General features: G+C 52.2%; 18 protein-coding genes and 1 pseudogene. 11 read left to right on the top strand and 8 right to left on the bottom strand.

Annotated elements, in window-relative coordinates; all coding sequences use genetic code 11:
• Positions 1 to 3 precede the first annotated feature (3 nt).
• Positions 4 to 669 carry a DUF2625 domain-containing protein gene (locus tag SOM48_RS03460; protein ID WP_288882241.1) on the top strand — a complete coding sequence of 222 codons (666 nt, stop codon included), beginning with the start codon at positions 4 to 6 and terminating at the stop codon, positions 667 to 669.
• Between the two features lie 121 nt (positions 670 to 790).
• The gene (locus SOM48_RS03455; protein WP_320511437.1) at positions 791 to 1684 is read left to right on the top strand and encodes an alpha/beta hydrolase; all 894 of its coding nucleotides are present in this window, start codon (positions 791 to 793) and stop codon (positions 1682 to 1684) included.
• Here SOM48_RS03455 and SOM48_RS03450 read toward each other — a convergent pair whose 3' ends face one another.
• The gene (locus tag SOM48_RS03450; protein ID WP_320511436.1) at positions 1685 to 2266 is read right to left on the bottom strand and encodes a histidine phosphatase family protein; all 582 of its coding nucleotides are present in this window, start codon (positions 2264 to 2266) and stop codon (positions 1685 to 1687) included.
• Positions 2267 to 2283: 17 nt separating this feature from the next.
• Positions 2284 to 2667, bottom strand: a complete 384-nt coding sequence (locus SOM48_RS03445) for a winged helix-turn-helix transcriptional regulator (RefSeq protein WP_128483303.1) — start codon at positions 2665 to 2667, stop codon at positions 2284 to 2286.
• 110 nt (positions 2668 to 2777) lie between these two features.
• Between SOM48_RS03445 and SOM48_RS03440 the strand changes: the two genes are divergently transcribed.
• Entirely contained in the window at positions 2778 to 3827 is a 1050-nt protein-coding gene (locus tag SOM48_RS03440) for an NAD(P)-dependent alcohol dehydrogenase (protein ID WP_320511435.1), read from the top strand.
• 10 nt (positions 3828 to 3837) lie between these two features.
• Here the strand turns inward: SOM48_RS03440 and SOM48_RS03435 are convergent, their stop codons facing one another.
• The gene (locus tag SOM48_RS03435; RefSeq protein WP_320511434.1) at positions 3838 to 4203 is read right to left on the bottom strand and encodes an SH3 domain-containing protein; all 366 of its coding nucleotides are present in this window, start codon (positions 4201 to 4203) and stop codon (positions 3838 to 3840) included.
• Positions 4204 to 4386: 183 nt separating this feature from the next.
• On the opposite strand from SOM48_RS03435, the gene SOM48_RS03430 reads away from it, so the two are divergent.
• The 3 genes and pseudogenes from SOM48_RS03430 to SOM48_RS03420 all read left to right on the top strand — a co-directional run.
• On the top strand, positions 4387 to 4770 hold the full coding sequence (locus SOM48_RS03430) for a biofilm formation regulator BssR (protein ID WP_128483300.1): 384 nt from the start codon (positions 4387 to 4389) through the stop codon (positions 4768 to 4770).
• Between the two features lie 131 nt (positions 4771 to 4901).
• Positions 4902 to 6008 (top strand): PQQ-dependent sugar dehydrogenase, encoded by a 1107-nt coding sequence (locus tag SOM48_RS03425; protein WP_320511433.1) that lies wholly within the window; start codon positions 4902 to 4904, stop codon positions 6006 to 6008.
• 90 nt (positions 6009 to 6098) lie between these two features.
• Positions 6099 to 6206, top strand: a pseudogene (locus tag SOM48_RS03420) (PQQ-dependent sugar dehydrogenase); the annotation flags it as partial.
• Between the two features lie 9 nt (positions 6207 to 6215).
• Here SOM48_RS03420 and SOM48_RS03415 read toward each other — a convergent pair.
• Positions 6216 to 6845, bottom strand: coding sequence for a glutathione S-transferase family protein (locus SOM48_RS03415; protein WP_320511432.1), 630 nt, complete (start codon positions 6843 to 6845; stop codon positions 6216 to 6218).
• A 233-nt stretch (positions 6846 to 7078) separates the two neighbouring features.
• Here SOM48_RS03415 and dacC point away from each other — a divergent pair, with 233 nt between their 5' ends.
• Positions 7079 to 8281, top strand: coding sequence for a serine-type D-Ala-D-Ala carboxypeptidase (gene dacC, locus SOM48_RS03410; protein ID WP_128483297.1), 1203 nt, complete (start codon positions 7079 to 7081; stop codon positions 8279 to 8281).
• Positions 8282 to 8309: 28 nt separating this feature from the next.
• Here the strand turns inward: dacC and deoR are convergent, their stop codons facing one another.
• Both deoR and ybjG read right to left on the bottom strand, forming a co-directional pair.
• Positions 8310 to 9068 (bottom strand): DNA-binding transcriptional repressor DeoR, encoded by a 759-nt coding sequence (deoR, locus tag SOM48_RS03405; RefSeq protein ID WP_288882233.1) that lies wholly within the window; start codon positions 9066 to 9068, stop codon positions 8310 to 8312.
• 64 nt (positions 9069 to 9132) lie between these two features.
• Positions 9133 to 9741, bottom strand: a complete 609-nt coding sequence (gene ybjG, locus SOM48_RS03400; RefSeq protein ID WP_320511431.1) for an undecaprenyl-diphosphate phosphatase — start codon at positions 9739 to 9741, stop codon at positions 9133 to 9135.
• A gap of 252 nt (positions 9742 to 9993) precedes the next feature.
• Between ybjG and SOM48_RS03395 the strand changes: the two genes are divergently transcribed.
• Positions 9994 to 11226, top strand: a complete 1233-nt coding sequence (locus SOM48_RS03395) for an MFS transporter (protein ID WP_320511430.1) — start codon at positions 9994 to 9996, stop codon at positions 11224 to 11226.
• Between the two features lie 30 nt (positions 11227 to 11256).
• Here the strand turns inward: SOM48_RS03395 and SOM48_RS03390 are convergent, their stop codons facing one another.
• Positions 11257 to 12459 (bottom strand): MFS transporter, encoded by a 1203-nt coding sequence (locus SOM48_RS03390; protein WP_076769619.1) that lies wholly within the window; start codon positions 12457 to 12459, stop codon positions 11257 to 11259.
• A 166-nt stretch (positions 12460 to 12625) separates the two neighbouring features.
• On the opposite strand from SOM48_RS03390, the gene SOM48_RS03385 reads away from it, so the two are divergent.
• The 3 genes from SOM48_RS03385 to SOM48_RS03375 all read left to right on the top strand — a co-directional run bounded on the left by SOM48_RS03385 (position 12626) and on the right by SOM48_RS03375 (position 15828).
• Positions 12626 to 13093 (top strand): hypothetical protein, encoded by a 468-nt coding sequence (locus tag SOM48_RS03385; protein WP_320511429.1) that lies wholly within the window; start codon positions 12626 to 12628, stop codon positions 13091 to 13093.
• A 75-nt stretch (positions 13094 to 13168) separates the two neighbouring features.
• Positions 13169 to 13633 carry a hypothetical protein gene (locus SOM48_RS03380; protein ID WP_139567877.1) on the top strand — a complete coding sequence of 155 codons (465 nt, stop codon included), beginning with the start codon at positions 13169 to 13171 and terminating at the stop codon, positions 13631 to 13633.
• 635 nt (positions 13634 to 14268) lie between these two features.
• Complete coding sequence (locus SOM48_RS03375; protein ID WP_320511428.1) at positions 14269 to 15828, top strand: hypothetical protein; 1560 nt, start codon at positions 14269 to 14271, stop codon at positions 15826 to 15828.
• Positions 15829 to 16468: 640 nt separating this feature from the next.
• On the opposite strand, the gene SOM48_RS03370 is transcribed toward SOM48_RS03375, so the two are convergent.
• Positions 16469 to 17866 (bottom strand): PIN-like domain-containing protein, encoded by a 1398-nt coding sequence (locus SOM48_RS03370; protein WP_320511427.1) that lies wholly within the window; start codon positions 17864 to 17866, stop codon positions 16469 to 16471.
• Between the last annotated feature and the right edge of the window lie 187 nt (positions 17867 to 18053).

Raw genomic sequence — 18053 nt, 5'->3', positions numbered from 1 at the left:
CGGATGAAGACCTTAACTGAACTTATCGATGTGCACGATCCCGGCTGGGCGGTGGTGCAGGAGTGGCTTAACGCGGCCAGCAACCCTTACGAGGTGCTGGCGAAAGATGAGGGCAACGCAGAACAGGCGCTGCTGCAATTACAGGTTACCACCCGCTCGCCGCTGGGAGCGCTGGTGTATGAAACCGGCGGGCTGCTGATTGATGATGGCTGGCTGCGTATCCTCGGCTCCGGCAGTGCGCGGCTGGCGCGCGACCCGATGAGCTGGACGCAAACGGCGACAGACGCGGGATCTTTCGCTGCCTTACTGATTGCCGATGATGCGTCGGGCGGCTTTTTTGCCCTCAACGGCGGCGGGCTTGGAGAGGATATCGGCAACGTCTACTACTTCGCGCCGGATGCGCTGGCCTGGGAAGGGCTGGAAGTGGGCTACTCCGCGTTTGTTGAGTGGGCGCTGTGCGGCGATCTAGCGCTCTTCTACCAGACGGTGCGCTGGCCCAACTGGCGGGAAGAGGTGCGAACGCTCGGCGGCGAGCAGGTTTACGCCTTCTTTCCTTTCCTCTGGACCGAGCCAACGCTTTCGGTTAATGAACGCAAACGTACGGTGACGCCGATTGAGGAGCAGTGGCGGCTCGCACAGGAGCTGGCAGGGAGCCACCCGGAGTCGTAAAAGGGCAGGGCAGCAACATCCGCTGCCGCTTCCCTGTTGCAATCAATAATGATTCCCATTAACGTCTCACCCCTGATGTTATCTTCAGCCCGCGCGGCTGATGTACAGGGAGAATGGGTTCATGCTTTACCGTTTTCACGCCGTGCGCCTGGCGGCGCTGCTTCTGCTGCTTGCCTGGCAAACAGCTTATGCGAGGCCGGATATGGCACCGCTTGGGCCGAACATCGCCGATCGCGGCTCTGCTTACTATCACTTTACGCAAAAACAGTTTGATTCCCGGGATGGCAAACGTCACTACAACGTGTGGACAGGCGTACCCAATAAAAGCGCACCGCCCGGTGGTTTTCCGGTGCTCTATATGCTGGATGGCAACGCGGCGATGGATAAGCTTTCGGAGGCGTTTTTACAACAACTCTTCGCTGCCAATCCGCCGGTGCTGGTGGCGGTCGGGTATCAAACCGATCTGCCATTCGATCTCGATAGCCGGGCGTATGATTACACGCCGCCGGGCACCGACACGCAGCAGCTGCGCGGCAGAGCGGGCGGTGGCAGTAACGCCTTTCGCCAGCTTCTGGAAGAGAGCATCGCGCCAGCGGTTGAAAAGGGGATTGCTATTAACCCGGCGCAGCGCGGGCTCTGGGGGCACTCCTACGGCGGGCTGTTCGTGCTGGAGAGCTGGCTCTCCTCCTCCTTTTTCACCACTACTTTTTCCGCCGTGCCTTCGCTGGCGCGCAATGATTTTCAGTTGCTGAAAACGATGGAAGCGGTCTCGCCGCAGCAGGCGGCGGGCAAGCACCTTTATCTGATGGAGGGGGACGGGGATCGCCGCGCGCAGGATGAGAACAGCGAGTCTGGCGTGCTGCCGCGCGTTCGCAGCACCCTTGCGCAGCTTGATCAGCATGGCGTCCCGGCTACTTACCGCTTATTCCCCGGCCTGACGCACGGGGCGATGTTCGCCACCTCGCTACAGGCGGCGTTACTTCAACTCTCGCAGGCGGAGAAACAGTCGCTCTGATTATGCCGCCGGGTTATCACATCCGGCGGCAGTGAACGTTACTGATGACCAGTAGCCGTTTCCGGTGTGCTCGCGTTTTGCCCAGCCTGCCTTTTCCAGCTCGCGCGCAATCAGCCGGTTGATCACCCCGTGCCCCATGCTGAGCACGCGCTCATGCTGCTGCGCATGGGCGATCAGCGTAAGCGCCATTTTCTCTGCCCGCTGCATCGTCTGCTTTTTGGATTCCGGCCCGGCCAGCGCGCCGCTGAGCCAGCAGAGGCGAAACAGCACCAGCCACGCCTGCGGCGAGAGGCGAAGCCAGGGGAGGTTAAATACCGGTAAGGGCGCTTCATGCAGATCGTCGGCTATCAGATCGGGGGTGAGGTTCATCGCCTGTAACGACGCACGTGCACGCGGCAGCGGGCTGCTGATAATAAAAGCGCGGCGTTTATCCGCCAGAACGGCGTGGCAATCGGGTTCGCCAGTGACGCCGGAGGCATCATAGCCTGCAATCCAGCCGGACATGTCCGTGGCTTTGACCCGTGCGGAACCCTGCTGAGCGCTGAATTCAGGCTCGCCATGACGCATTAAAACTATCTCCATTTACGCTCCTGTGCGTTTTAGCCCTGTGCTTTACGGTAATGGGCTTCCATCTCATCCAGCGCGGCCTGGTTCTCCAGCCCCCACTGGTACATCTGCTCAATCGGCCCGGCGAAGGTTTTGCCAAGCGGCGTGAGGCGATAATCGACTTTCGGCGGGACAATGTCATAAACGTAGCGGGCGATCAGGCCGCGCTGCTCCAGCTCTTTTAGCGTCTGGAAGAGCATTTTTTTGGAGATCCCCTGCAGGCTGCGCTGCAACTCGCCGGTGCGGGCGCGCTCATCAGGCCAGTGGTAGAGCGCGTGCAGCACCATCGTGCTCCATTTGACGGAGAAGAGATCCATCAGGCGGCGCGGCGGCGAATCCGCGTAGAAAAAGAGTTTGCCGTCAACCCAGGCTGGCATAAGAAGCCCTCATCTGTGGTCACCAAATGGTAACTACTATCAATTGTGAACCTTGCGGACTATAGTCTGCCGCCTTCACGTTATTAACGCCAGCCCAACCTGGAGGCCTTATGAAAATCAATGCACTGGTCGCGGTCGATGCCGCAAAACCGCTGACGTCCGGCGACATTACCCTTCGCCCGCTGCAAAACCAGGATGTGAAAATCGACATTCTTTACTGCGGCGTCTGCCACTCCGATCTGCATATGGCGCGCAACGAGTGGGCGGTAAGCCGCTATCCGCTGGTGCCGGGACATGAGATTGTCGGCCGCGTCAGCGCCACCGGCGCGGGCGTGTCGGCCTTTCAGGTCGGCGATATTGTGGGTGTCGGGGTGATGGTGGACTCCTGCCGTGAATGCCACTTCTGCAAACAGCATGAAGAGCAGTATTGCGAAGCGGGCTTTACCGCCACCTATAACGGGATTGATAAATACACCGGCGACAGCACCTGGGGTGGTTACGCCGAGAGCGTAATTGTCGATCAGGATTTTGTCGTCTCGGTGCCGCAAAACCTGCCGCTGGCGGGCGTTGCACCGCTGCTCTGCGCAGGCGTTACCATCTGGTCGCCGCTGCGCCACTTCAACGTTAAAGCGGGTGATGCGGTGGGCGTTGTCGGCCTCGGCGGGTTAGGGCATATGGCGGTTAAGCTGGCGAGCGCGATGGGTGCCGAAGTAACGCTGTTTACCACCTCGCCGGAGAAGGGCGAAGATGCCCGCCGTCTCGGCGCAAAACGCGTGGTTGTTTCGCGCGATGCCGCGCAAATGGCCGCCTGCCACACCTCGCTGGATTTCATTATCGACTGCGTCGCGGCACCGCACGATCTCGACCCCTACCTGGCGACGCTGAAAACCAACGGCCGCCTGGTGCTGGTGGGTATTCCCGATCAACCCCATGCGTCACCCAACATCACGCCGATGGTGTTTCGCCGCTTAAGCATCAGCGGCTCGTCGATTGGCAGCATCCGTGAGACGCAGGAGATGCTCGATTTCTGCGGCCAGCACGGCATCACGGCGGATGTGGAGATGATTGGCGGTGAAGCGATCGAAAGCGCTTTCGCCCGCATGCTGAAAGGCGATGTGAAATACCGCTTTGTTATCGATATGCAGGCTACGCGCTGGTAAACCGCCAGCCTTACACAAGCGCGATGTGCTCCTGCGGTACCCAGCCGAGGTCGCCGTCCGCTTTTTCTGCCAGATACCAGCCGTTAAGGCTCTGATGCACCGTAAGTTGCTCACCGGTTTGCACGGTGAGTTCGTGTGCGCAGTAGGGCTGCTGGCAGACACCTTGATGGGCGCTGACTGGCGTAAAGAGCTGCTGCGGCGCCCAGCCCGCTTTTCCCGACTCTAATGTCACCCAAATCCAGCCGCGCCATTGCAAATCGCAGTGACTAATTTGTGCTCTTTCCCCCTCGCGGATAGTCAGCGGATCGGGATAGGCCGAGCGATAGTCACGGATCACTTTTACGGTGGTTTGCAGCGGGTAAGAGACTGCTTTCATTCTCCTTATCTCCTGACGTCGCGAAGCGCTTTTATAACAAGCGAAACGGCAGCCCAGCCCAGTGCTGGCGCGGCCTGTGTAAAAGATCGTCAAAAGAATAATATTATTGACCAAAGCCATGCTTTTGGTCAAAAAGCGGCCATACTATTGATCTGCCCAATGGCTGACAAGGGAGGTAAAAGTATGACCGCTGATGAACTCGCTCGTCGTTTATTAATGAAGTTGATGACTGCCAGAACAGACCTTGCGGCCTATATCCAGATGCGCAAAGCGAAAGGGTATATGTCGGTCAACGAAAACGATCGTCTGCGTGAGATGTTTTTTGCCCTGGCGCTAGAGATCCGCGATAAAAGCGAAAGACTGCAAGAGATACAGGATCGCGATACGCGTAGCGCCATGTACAGTGCTGAAGAGGCGCTCTCTTCCGCCGCCGTTTCACTGATGACCGGGCGAAGAGATTGCGCCAATTTCATCTCCGTGAACGTCGACAAGCTGGAGCGTTCGCTCAATATCCTTGATTACAGCATTCAATATCTGAATGAGCACTCTCCGCTTGCTGAAGCGTGAGCCGCTTCCGCACCCAGAATCATAAGGGGAGCCCGCTCCCCTTTATGCTTAAGCTTTTGTAAAAGCAAACCCAGCCGCGAAATCGATGGCTAACCTTTATCCAGGCTTACCGCTTAATAAAGGAGTGCCGTATGCGCCATCTTCCCCTGTCATTACTTTTTCTCTCAACCTCTGTGCTCGCCGCCCCGGCTGCGGTCAACGTCGATGTCCTGCAAACAAAACTCGATCACCCCTGGTCCCTTGCCTTTTTACCCGGTGACGACGGAATGCTGATCACCCTGCGCGGTGGCGAGCTGCGCCACTGGCAGGCGGGGAAGGGGCTTTCCGATCCGATAAGCGGTGTGCCAAAAGTGTGGGCGCAGGGACAAGGGGGCTTGTTGGATGTGGCGCTGGCACCCGATTTTGCCTCATCAAGGCGCGTATGGCTGAGCTATGCCGAAGCGGGGCAGGATGGCAAAGCGGGCACCGCCGTCGGCTTTGGTCGCCTGAGCGACGATGGTAAACAGCTTGAGCAGTTCCAGACCGTTTTCCGCCAGCAGCCAAAACTTTCGACCGGTAACCATTTTGGCGGTCGCATGGTGTTTGATGGCAAAGGCTATCTGTGGATAGCGCTGGGTGAGAACAATCAGCGGCCGACGGCGCAGGAGCTGGATAAGCTGCAGGGCAAGCTGGTGCGGCTGACGGATCAGGGCAAGGTGCCGGAGGATAACCCGTTTGCAGGCAAGCAGGGTGCACGACCGGAGATCTGGTCTTACGGCATCCGTAATCCACAGGGGATGGCGATCAACCCGTGGAGCCAGGCGCTGTGGCTGAATGAGCACGGCCCGCGCGGCGGGGATGAGATCAACGTGCCTGAAAAGGGTAAAAACTACGGCTGGCCGATTGCCACCTGGGGCATCAATTATAGCGGGCTGAAGATCCCGGAAGCGAAAGGCGGCATTGTCGAGGGAACCGAACAGCCAATTTTCTACTGGAAGGAGTCGCCGGCGGTCAGCGGCATGGCTTTTTATAATTCGGACACCTTCAAGCAGTGGAAGAACAAACTCTTTATCGGCGCGCTGAAGGATAAGGATGTCATTGTGATGAGCGTCGATGGCAACAAGGTGAGCGAAGATGGCCGCATTCTTGGCGATCGTAACCACCGTATCCGCGATGTGCGCGTTGGCCCGGATGGGTATTTATATGTCTTAACCGACGAGAGCAACGGCGAGTTGTGGAAGGTGAGTCCGGCATCGTAATCGCGGCGTGTTATTGCCGGATGGCGCGCAGTTATCCGGTGTAGGCCAGGTGCGGTTTGTCTTGCCGGATGGCGCTGGCGCTTATCCGGCCTACGCGATCGCAATCACCGTATTCGCGATGTGCGCGTTGGCCCGGATGGGTATTTGTATGTCTTAACCGACGAGAGCAACGGCGAGTTGTGGAAGGTGAGTCCGGCAATCAAGCCATCACGTTACCGGGATCATCACGTTATGGCGAAACGCCGGGCGCTCGCAAAGCTGCGCATACCAGCGCTGCACATGCGGGTGCGGCGCCCAGCTCAGGCCGGGAATATTAAACAGGTTATAGATAAACGGTGCGACGGCGATATCGCCACAGCCAAACGCTTCGCCCGAGAGCCATGGCGTATTGGCCAGTTCATTATCAAGCAGCTGTAACGCGCCATCGAGCGCCTCTTTTGACGACGCAATCACCGCCTGATCGCGCTTTTCTGGTGCCGTTCGTACCAGGTTCATCAGCAGTGGGCTGTGCTTGGGAGCCAGCATGCTCAGCGACCAGTCCATCCACTTATCTCCCTGCGCCCGCGCGGCAGGTGACTCCAGCCACAGGCGGCTCTGACCATACTGCGCGACCAGGTAACGAACAATGGTGTTCGATTCCCACAGCACGGCACCGGTTTCGTCGTCGCGCAGCAGCGGCACCAGCCCGTTAGGGTTCATCGCCAGATATTCAGCATCGTGATTAACGCCGAACTCCCGGCCCGCCAGAATGTGCTCATATGGCAGCTCCAGTTCATCCAGCAGCCAGCGCACTTTTTTGACATTCGTCGAATTATTCCGTCCCCACAGCGTGATCATTTTTACCCCCGTGCAAAAGTGTGTTTCAGTGAATCTATCGTGGGCGAAACTTAACGTTCTGGCAACGACTTAGAAAAATAATGCACAACAGGCGCGCAACAGGCTGTTATTGCGTAAACTTTAAAAACTTTACCCAGTAGCGGTTTTTTTCGTTTCGTTTGTGCGTTATTACTCACCGTTTGTTACGGCACGGTGATGTGACGTTTTATTGAAAGGATACTCGGGTGGCTTATATGACGCAGTTCTCTCTATCCCTTCGCGGCCTGGCAGCAGGATCCGCGCTGTTGTTTCTCTTCTCCCCTTCGTTATATGCAGTGGAACAAACGCCTGCCGCGCCCCCGGTCGATGCCCGTGCGTGGATCCTGATGGATTACGCCAGCGGCAAAGTGCTGGCCGAGGGCAACGCCGACGAAAAACTCGACCCTGCCAGCCTGACCAAACTGATGACCAGCTATGTGGTCGGCCAGGCGCTGAAAGCGGGAAAAATTCACCTGACCGATACCGTCACCGTTGGCAAAGATGCGTGGGCGACCGGCAACCCGGCGCTGCGCGGCTCATCGCTGATGTTCCTGAAGCCGGGCGACCATGTATCTGTGGCGGACCTGAATAAAGGGGTCATTATTCAGTCCGGCAATGATGCCAGCATCGCTATCGCCGACTATGTGGCGGGTAGCCAGGACTCCTTCGTCAGCCTGATGAACAGCTATGCGCAAAAGCTCGGCCTGACCAATACCACCTTCAAAACCGTCCACGGGCTTGATGCGCCGGGGCAGTTCAGCACCGCGCGCGATATGGCGCTGCTCGGCAAAGCGCTGATCCACGACGTGCCGGACGAGTACGCGATCCATAAAGAGAAAGAGTTCACCTTCAATAAGATCCGCCAGCCCAACCGCAACCGGCTGCTGTGGAGCACCAGCATGAACGTGGACGGCATGAAAACCGGCACCACCGAGGGGGCGGGTTACAACCTCGTCGCCTCGGCAACCCAGGGCGATATGCGCCTGATCTCCGTGGTGCTGGGGGCGAAAACCGACCGCATCCGCTTTAATGAGTCAGAAAAACTGCTTACCTGGGGTTTCCGCTTTTTCGAAACGGTGACGCCGGTGAAACCTGACGCCACCTTTGTCAGCCAGCGCGTCTGGTTTGGCGACAGCAGCGAAGCGAAGCTTGGCGCGGGCGAAGCAGGCTCAATCACCATCCCCAAAGGGCAGTTTAAAAACCTGAAAGCGAGCTTCACCCTCAACCAGCCGGAGCTTGAAGCGCCGCTGAAGAAGGGCCAGGTGGTGGGCACCATCAACTTCCAGCTCAATGACAAAACCATTGAGCAGCGCCCGCTGGTGGTGATGGAAGCGGTGAATGAAGCGGGCTTCGTTGGCCGGATGTGGGATTTTGTCCTGCTGAAGTTCCACCAGTGGTTTGGTAGCTGGTTCTCGTAGCCGTTGTGACCGTGCCCGGCGGGCGCGGTCAGTAGAGAAGGGTGATCTGCTCTTTTTTCGCCGCGCTGACCAGGCCATCATCCGGCTGGCGGTCGCTGACAATCACATCGAAACGGTTTAACGCGCCCATGCAGGCCGGGCGCACTTTGCCAAATTTACTGTGATCGACCACCAGCACATGACGCTGCGCGCTGTTCATCGCCCAGTGTTTTACCGGCAGCTCTTCAAGGTTAAAGCAGGTCGCACCCTGTTCTGTGTGCACGCCCGCCGCCGAGTAGAAAGCGATGTCCGGGCGCAGGTTGCTCAGGGTTTCATTGAAGTTCAGCGGCTTAAAAATGGCGTTGCTGGCGTGAAATTCCCCACCGCTGAGAATGGCGCGGCACAGCGGTTTTTCTTGCAGCGCCAGAAAGGTGTTCAGCGAGTAGCAGACGGCGGTGAAGGGCAGATCCTGAGGCAGCGCATCAATAATCCATGGCGTGGTGGTGCCGCAGTCAAAAAAGGCCATCTGGTGCGGTTGCAGCAGGGCAGCGGCGAGCTTTGCCGCGCGGCGCTTCTCCTCGACGAGGCGGTTTTTCTGATCGCTTAACAGATAGTGGCTGGCAGAGCGCGGTTCGAGCACAATATAGCCGCCGAGCAGCACTACCGGAGCGCTGTTGGTACTGAGATCGCGACGAATGGTCATTTCAGAAACGCCAAGCAGGGCAGCCGCCTCTTTCAGATGCAGCTTATCGCTGCGCTTGAGCGCCGCCAGCAGCTGGTTGATCCGCTCGTCACGTCTTGTTTCCATAATTCACCCGAATAAAAGAAAGCCCCGCATAAGCGGGGCCTTTATCTTACCTGCGCCCTGGCGCTTAGTCACGCATCCAGCCGCGACGGATCGGGAAGGCAAAACAGAGGCGATAAATCTGCTGCGCGGCGTGATAAATCTTCTCGCCGAAGGCCTGCCAAAGAATTTGTGCGCTCAGGCAGCCGCAGATGCCGACCAGCAAACCGCCGAGCATATCCAGCGGCCAGTGGACGCCAAGATAAACGCGCGACCAGGCGATGGCGAACGCCGTCACCATCAGCGCTGCGCCGGACCAGAAACGGTGCCAGGCAAGAAACGCAACGGCAAAGGTGAAGATCACCGTACCGTGATCGCTCGGGAAGGAGTCATCCGCCGCGTGCGGCAGGAAGTTATAACCCACATGATCGACAAAAGGCCTGTCGTGCGGAAAGGTATGGCCTAAAATCCATGAGAGCGAGAGGCTGACGACGATCGCCATCGCCACTTTGATCACCAACTGACGCTGGGCGCTGACCTGGCTGCGAGGCCCCCATAGCCAGAGACCAACCGCCAGCAGCGGCACGATATTGATCAGATCTTTGGCAACAACGTGGGCGACGGTCAGGAGCCAGGCGGGCGAGTCGGGCGTGGCGTTAATCCAGTAGAACAGGGTGTGATTCAGGCTCTCTAACATAGACAGATTACTCTTTGATGACAGTCCGGATGGATCAAAGCGCTCACCATAAAAGCGGTGCGGCACACGGTAAAGGGGTTTTGTCTTACTCCGTAGAGAGTTAGACGATTCCTGGACTCAGAGTACGCCCTGTCACTTAAGCAAACCTTAAACGAGTGAATACGTGCTTTATCTGTTTTTGCGGGAGAATTCACTACCGTCGCGCGGTGGCTTTGATTACACTCTGCGCGATTTTTCAAAGGAAGAGATTGCATGCAAAACCATACCCTTTCCGGCCAACGTCTGGGACGACGGGCGCTGTTATTCCCCCTCTGTCTGGTGCTTTACGAATTCTCCACCTATATCGGCAACGATATGATTCAGCCCGGTATGTTAACGGTGGTCGAGCAATATAACGCGGGCATTGAGTGGGTTCCGACCTCGATGACCGCCTACCTGGCAGGCGGCATGTTCTTACAGTGGCTGTTAGGGCCGCTCTCCGACCGCATCGGTCGTCGCCCGGTGATGCTTACCGGTGTGGTGTGGTTTATTGTCACCTGCCTGGCGACACTGCTGGCGCAGAACATTGAGCAGTTCACGCTGCTGCGCTTTTTACAGGGTATTAGCCTCTGCTTTATTGGCGCTGTGGGGTACGCAGCGATTCAGGAGTCGTTTGAGGAGGCGGTCTGTATCAAGATCACCGCCCTGATGGCCAACGTCGCGCTGATTGCCCCGTTGCTTGGCCCGCTGGTGGGCGCCGCCTGGGTGCATGCCGCGCCGTGGGAGGGGATGTTCGTGCTCTTTGCGCTGCTGGCGGCCTTCTCCTTCTTCGGGCTGCAGCGGGCGATGCCGGAGACCGCCACGCGACTTGGCGAGAAGCTCTCGTTTAAATCTCTGTGGCGTGATTACGCCGAGGTGCTGAAAAACGTGCGCTTTGTCGCGGGCGCGCTGGCTATCGGCTTTGTCAGCCTGCCGCTGCTGGCGTGGATTGCCCAGTCGCCGATTATTATCATCAGCGGCGAGCAGCTCAGCAGCTATGAGTACGGCCTGTTGCAGGTGCCGATTTTCGGCGCGCTGATTGTGGGCAACCTGGTGCTGGCGCGGCTGACTTCGCGGCGCACCGTGCGCGCGCTGATCATCCTTGGCGGCTGGCCGATTGTGGCCGGTCTGCTGCTGGCGGCGTTTGCCACGGTCGCCTCTTCCCACGCCTATTTGTGGATGACGGCCGGGTTAAGCGTTTACGCCTTCGGCATTGGCCTTGCCAACGCTGGGCTGGTGCGCCTGACGCTGTTCGCCAGCGAGATGAGCAAGGGCACGGTGTCAGCGGCGATGGGCATGTTGCAGATGTTTATCTTCACCGTCGGTATTGAGGTGAGTAAACATGCCTGGCTGCTCGGCGGTAACGGGTTGTTCAGCCTGTTCAACCTGCTGAACGGTATTATCTGGCTGGGGCTGATGGTGGTGTTTTTGCGCGATAAGCGCATGGGGAATTCGCTGGAAGGATAAGGCGGCAGCCCGCAGGCCGCCGCCGCACTGTTAACCCAGTTCCGCCTGGGCTTGCGGTTCCGGTTTTGCCACTGCGCGCGCCACTAGCGCGGCAATCAGCACCAGACCAAGCACTACCAGCATCGCGCTGCGCAATCCGTAGTGCTCGCCGAGGAAGCCGAGCAGCGGCGGGCCAACGAGGAAAGCGAGGTAACCCGTTGTTGCCACCACGCTGACGCGCGTCGCGGCATCCGGCCCGGTATCGCTGGCCGCCGAAATGGTCAGCGGGAAGCCGAGCGATGCGCCTAAGCCCCATAAAATGACCGAGAAGCCCGCCACCCAGGCGCTGTCGACAAAAATAATCAGGCCGATACCCAGTGCGCCCATTATCGCGCTGGCGCGCACCACGGCGACGCGGCTGTAGCGGTCAATAAACCAGCCGCCGCAGAAGCGCCCGGTGGTCATGCCAAGCGTAAAACCGGTGTAGATCAGCGAGCCGGAAGTGGGGCTGAAGCCGTGACCATCCACCATCAGCAGCGGCAGCCAGTCGTTAGCCGAGCCTTCAGCGAACGCCATCGCCAGCACCACCACGCCAATTAACAGCAGCTGCGTATCGCGCCAGAAGGGCATCCCTTTTTGACGGTTCGCGTGCTCTTCGGCGCTGTTTTGCCCGGTCCCCTCCGGCACGGCGGAGATCGCCAGAATAATCGGCACAATCGCCACCAGCGCCGCCAGCAGAATGTGCAGATTCGCGCTGATGCCAAGGGCAGTTAACGACATCCCAACACCTGCGCCAACCAGCGTGCCAAGGCTGTAAAAGCCGTGCATCATCGGCAGCACGGTTTTGTTCATCTCCTGCTCAACCACCGCGCCTTCGATATTCATCGCCACTTCGCCCGCGCCCAGGCTGCCGCCAAAGCAGGCCAGACCGACGGCAAAGAGCAGCGGCGAGGCAAACCACAGGGCAATGCTTAAAATCACCATCCCGAGTACCGAGAAAGACATGCTGGCGCGGATCACTTTGCGCGCCCCGAAGCGCTTTACCAGCCAGGCCGATGAGAGAATGCCGCTCATCGACCCGACTGACAGGCCAAACAGCACCGCGCCCATTTCAGCCGTCGAGACCGAGAGCACATCGCGGATCGCCGGCGTGCGTGACGCCCATGAGGCCATTAATAATCCGGGGAGAAAGAAGAAGGTGAACAGCGCCCATAAGCGATGGCGCAGGGCTTTTCGGGAGGCGTTTTCAGTCATAGATTCACATCAAAAAAAGTAAGGTGAAGTAACACTAGCATTTTTTGCGTGGTTACGGTGGCAGGAGGTGAATAACAGCCATGAGGTTACTCAATATAATTAAGAAAATGCATACGGTTATGTTAATGATACATTGGGGTAATAGTTTATTGAGGGAGCAATAAAAGTGAAATTTATCATGCAAACCGCAGTTGCATTGTTGCTGGCCAGCAATGCGAGCTATGCGCAATCCACTACCACCGACAGCTTCACCTATGAAGCGCACGGCCTGGCGTTGCAGAAAGAGGGTGAAAAGTGCCAATTAAGCGTCACTTCACCCGATGGGGCGATAAAGCGTTACGGGCTTGACCTCCGTTCGCCATGCTACTTCCTGTACGGCGCGGGAACGCAACCTAAACATTTCGCCTATCCGCGAGACGGCATAAAGTCACTGTTTATCATTCTCGGAAATCCACTTACGGCGGATGAGCAGAAGATCTGGCGAGTTAAAGACGCATCAACCTGCGGCACAAAAGGCTTCGGGCTCTACTTTGATGGCCAACACTTCAGTCTTAGCCGAACCTCACACGAGGGAATGTTGTTATGCCGTGACAGAGGCGTAGACGAAAAAGTTTTTAACACGCTGCGCGATTGATGGCAGGATACCCGCTTCCCGGGCCGCTACGGCCCTTTTTTATGAATTGATCAACGTGATGCAGGCAGGGAAGGGATGATTATCAACACAGTCATGTGGTTAGCGTCGACGGCAGCGCTTTTTGCGTGGGTATTCAACGTTACCCTCAAAAACACCTTTAAAACCAATGCGAAATACTTCGGGATATTCATAGTGGTGCATCTGGCGCTTAATATCGGTGCGATGGCGCTGAGCAAGCATGGGGTTGTGCTGGTTAAACACCACTCCAGCGCGATGACGGTCGCAGCCATGACGATCCTGCTAAAAAGCTATATGGCGCTGATGGCGATTATGGCCCTGAGCTTTTTTATCGCGCTCGCAGGCAAAGGCGCAGAGAAAATGACGCAGTTTCACACCACCCATAATGCAGCCAACCTGCACCGTAACCCGCTCAAGTTTTACCTGCGCAACCAGTCAGGGATTGTTAACGTCTATCGAGGGTTCTTCCTGATAGGTGGGGTTTATATGCTGTGGGCGATGTGGTTTAGGATGGGTTTTTGAAAATATTGCTGTTTAAGCCACCGATGTCACATTATCGTTACTAAAAACTATGCATGGCATAAAACACAAGTATGTTTAATCTTTTATTTAGTCGAGTAGACCATTAATTTCGAATTTATTCTATAACATAATAAGCAATTAAATCGTAAAGGACGTTCTATATGCTTTCGAAAACGCTGTGATGTTATTTTTATTTTTTTATAAATATGTTCTTTCTCGAAGGATGATGATGTTACTCTTATAAAGCTCCTCGATATAATAAAATGGTGCTGTTAGATTCTTGTGTGTTCCGTAAATTTCCAGCTTATCATCAAATGATCCTGAAGGTTGAATCAAAATCGTGCAATTCTTTTTTTAGAGTACGAATGAAACACTCGATGAGTCTCCATTTCCAGAGAATATTACAGTGGCGAGCCTGCATTAAGTTGCGTAATAAGCATAGGATTACCTTTTTGAAACCTACCAATTCTGGTGGGTTTATTGCTAATGCTATGCATGTCCGCAAAAATTACTCTATATGGGATGAAGCTAAAAAGAAGATATATGAGTGAGTGAGATCTAATTAATGAAATTAACTTGTTGTTGAAAAAGATGTGTGTTGATAGTTTGAGGTTTTTCTTAAGGAGGTGCAAAAAATGGCAAAAAATGAACCCTCTCAGCTAAGAGATGCGCAGGTAGACAATCTTATCATTCTTTGTGATGAGGCTATGCGAGCTACTCCTGAAAATGTAAAACGTTTTATCGAACCTGCTCCAGGTGTTCTTGCTCAATCTAAAGCTAAACAACACAGTTTAATTTTTGGGCGAAGGGGATCAGGGAAATCATCTTTACTTCGAAAAGTTGTAGCCGATTTAACTATAGACAGAAGGCCAATTTCCTTTGTCGATATGGAAACATTCAAAGGTCATTCCTATCCAGATGTACTTATAAGTGTTTTAATAAAAAGCCTCCAAGAATTCGAAATGTGGCTAGAAACAGCAGCCTTAACACCAGCTACTAAAACTTCTTTTTGGAATAGGATTTTTGGGCGGGCTCCAGAAAGGAAACCTTTCAAAAAGGCTGCAACAAACGAACTTATTGGAGAGCTAAAAAAAATCATCTCAGATCTCGAGCAAAAACTACAGCAACCTGAAGAAGTTGATATTCAAAGGAAGGAGGTTACGACAGATAATTTCGAAACAGCAGGTAATGTAGGTTTAAAAAAAGGCCCAATAGATTTAGGTTTTGGAATCAAAAATGGTGAGATTGCAACCAAAGAACATAGTGAGGGTTACAAATCTATTAAAACTGAGTATCTTCATCAAAATATTCTTAAGTTCCAAAAGTTTTTTAATAAATTGGCAAGTTTATCAGAGGGGCCCGCATATCTGATACTTGATGATTTATATCACATTAGAAGGACAGATCAAGCTAAGGTCATTGATTACTTTCATAGAGTAGCCAAAGGGAACGGTCTATGGCTAAAAATTGGCACAATTAAACATAGAAGTGAATGGTATATACATACTGATCCGCCGACAGGCGTCAAATTAGGTGATGATGCTAAAGAGATTAACATTGATATATCTTTAGAAAAGTTTTCAACGCTGAAACAGTTCATGCAAAAAATCCTTTCCAACCTTATGGTTGAAACGCCTCCGATAACAGTAAATGGTCTACTCAATTCCACAGCGGTTGATAGATTAATTATAGCTTCTGGTGGCGTAACGCGAGATTTTATTGGTATATTCACAAAAGCAATCAACCACGCTCGTGAGAGAGGGCCAGACCACCCTAGAGGCCCAAGAATTGGTGCTGAAGATGTTAACTTAGCGACGGGCGAATATGGGGACATTAAAAGAGAAGAGTTTAAGCTAGATGCGGATGATGATCGAATAGCTCTTGAGGGCGCTTTTGCTAAATTAGTTTCTTTTTGTCTGAATGATGCTAAATGCAATATTTTTCTCATTAATCAGAAAATGGCAGGGCCAGAGAGAGATGCTATTAATCAGTTGATTGATCTACGGTTGGTTCATCTAGTGCAATCACGCGTGACGTTAAAAAAAGGAGCGGATGGTTTAGTATTTGAAGCTTATATGCTTGACACAAGCCAGTATACTGCCTCAAGAAAAGTTAGAGATCTAGACTTGATTGATTTAAACTCTAAAACTTTTAGCGAGGAAATTCGAAAGAAAAAATTATTATATGAAGGTTAATTTTTTTAAGGGGGTGTGAATTCGCCTCATAAAATTTTTGACCATGATTGTCATATAGTAATAGATCTGAATTTGCTGGTCTGATCAGTGATTCATGTGTCCGACAGGATCGCTGTAACTCGGGGAAACCCCGCGATGTTTCCTATGGGTAACGACCCGGATTTTATTTCGCAAACTATGGCTGAGTGGGAAAAAATTCACGCGGTAAGGCTGGGATTTATCGAATAAGGCACACTAATTAAGAAGCATTTATTGAGCACTTTAACCGTACATACTGCACTGAAATATTCGATTCCCATCTGTTAAGGACGCTGAACGAAATAAGGACGAGAAAACATAGATTAGTGGCTTTCAGAATAAAACTATAAAAGTCTATATTGACCACTGAAGAATCTGATACCGAAGAAATGACGATTATAACGTTGTCTGGTTACGGGCTCAGAAAGTACGTCGAAATAAATCGTGTATATTTACACTTTCTCAGGTTTTTTAGGTGAGTGATAGTTCATCAGGCTTGATGTTGTTACTGGGGATGTTTTGATTATGGGGAGGTTAATTATATTTTTAAAAATGGGATGTTATCTAATCAAAAGCCACTCGCTTTGCAAGTGGCTAAAAATAAAAATAGATACAAATACTCCTAGAGTAAATCGTTAATATAAGATTTGGCTATTTCATTTTCTTGTTTTAATTCATGGGTTTTTCTTTCTAAATCATCAATAAAAATTTCTAAATTTTTTGCATTAATTCTATTGACCCTACTCATTGAAAGGTGTTGATTCTTAATGGTAAGGGCTATAATTTGTGAGTCTTTTAATATTAAAGAAAGATTTTGTATGAAGCGTTCAATGGATGATTCACCATACATTTCGTTCAACTTACTAGAGTAACGGTTTAATATAGAGATGTTTGCTATGCAATCACTACTAATTTTATTGAGGTTATCTAAGGCTTCTTCTGAACGTAGTATGAGCTCTTTGATTGCTTTGAATTTTTTATTTTTTATATTATCAAAATAGTTTACAAAACCATCGTTAACAGCGCGTTGGTAAGCGTTGGGGAGTTCATGCTCAAAGTAGTTATCTACGGCAGAATCGTTTACATTAGGGTGCACGGGTGTCATTACTAAATCTTTTACTTCATCCAACGTGTCATTGCTTACATCTACACCAGGAAGATAATCTTTAGCCTCACGGAGAAAAGATAGTTGATTTATGAGTCTAAAATTTTTTAAATTGGAACGCTTGCATATTTCTGTTTTTAAAGATTCTAAAGGTCCGTGAGTTATTCCTTTGTGGATGAAAACCCAGTCTTCTTTTACATCGTCTGAAACAAAAACTACAGTTTCGATACTATCTTCTCTAGCTTTTACTATTAATTGTTCCCATAAATATAAATCGCCAAACTTGTCTTTTATTATAATGTCTGAATAATAGGATACTCCCTTTTTGCTCGAGTCTTTAAAACCAGGAGGGATTTTTTTTTGATAGCGATCCTCTCCTAAATCATTGATTCTATCTATTTCTTCTTGAGTTGGAGTACTGCCAACACGTTCACTAATTATTTCATCAAGCTCATCCCTAATAAAATCATGCTTTGAGATTTTCTCTTTGTTTTTAATGCGGGCGTCAATCTTAGTAGTTATGAACGTGTCAATGTTATTCTGAAGGTTTTCTTGGAATTCAGAAATGTCATGGCTTAGTTTATTATATAGGTGTTTTTTAATACCAGCTTTTTCAAGTATACTTTCTTTATAGAATTTTATTAATTCATGCTTTATATTAGATAGGCTTGAGATACTTTCTTCAATTACGGTCCTTCTGGTTCTTTGGTACTCATAACCAACCTGAAATGGAATCCAAATCCGATGGGATAATCCCCTCATAACTTTGATAATATTCTCTCGAGTGGCATCCTCGCATCTATATAAATTGAGTAAGCAATTGGTATCCAAAACGAAAAGAGTAGTGTCATCTCTCCACACCGATTCAAGAGACTCATCTGGAGTGCTGTAGAAACCACGAAATTCATTTTTCATTTGACCGACCTCTAATAATAATGTCGTAAAAATATGGTGCCATTTTGATAAGTCATCTATAAGCTTTATCATTTCCCAAAGTGGAGTTGGTCATAGTTCACTGACCTCTTATAAATATTTTTTACCCTTCCAGAGATCCAGGAATGAACTTTGTTAATGTGTGAGCCGTATTTATGACTAATCGTTA

Source organism: Kosakonia sp. CFBP8986 (assembly GCF_034044935.1).
GTDB classification, from domain to species: domain Bacteria; phylum Pseudomonadota; class Gammaproteobacteria; order Enterobacterales; family Enterobacteriaceae; genus Kosakonia; species Kosakonia cowanii.
Note: the sequence above shows the minus strand (reverse complement) of the source record. Positions and strands in the feature narration are given on the sequence as shown.